The sequence below is a fragment of the Pseudomonas sp. SIMBA_067 genome (assembly GCF_046534675.1).
Classification (GTDB): Bacteria; Pseudomonadota; Gammaproteobacteria; order Pseudomonadales; family Pseudomonadaceae; genus Aquipseudomonas; species Aquipseudomonas putida.
In genome coordinates, this window is the sequence record NZ_JAWRYH010000511.1 from 1 (window position 1) to 268 (window position 268).

Annotated in this window: 1 pseudogene; it reads left to right on the forward strand. The window is 67.9% G+C overall.

The features are described from left to right. A pseudogene (locus SB765_RS30115) lies at nucleotides 1–268 on the forward strand (hypothetical protein); the annotation flags it as partial.

A 268-nucleotide genomic window follows, 5' to 3' on the forward strand; every position in this document is an offset into this window, starting at 1 on the left:
GGGTCATCCCGATGCGCATGATGACCGCCACCTTGCTGCTGCTGGTGATCACGGCCAGCGCGACCTTGCTCGGCCCTGTGGTCAGCGGGATGCTGGCGCCGGTCCCAGTCATCGCCTGGCCGCTGGCGGTGTTCGCCCACGTCCAGGGCGGGCGCCAGGAGCTGGCTGCGATCATACGCGGCAACGGCATTGGCGCCGTGGGCGTGGTCGGCTTTTACCTGACCTTGCAACACACGCTGTTGCAGTGGGGCGCGGTCATGTCGATCGC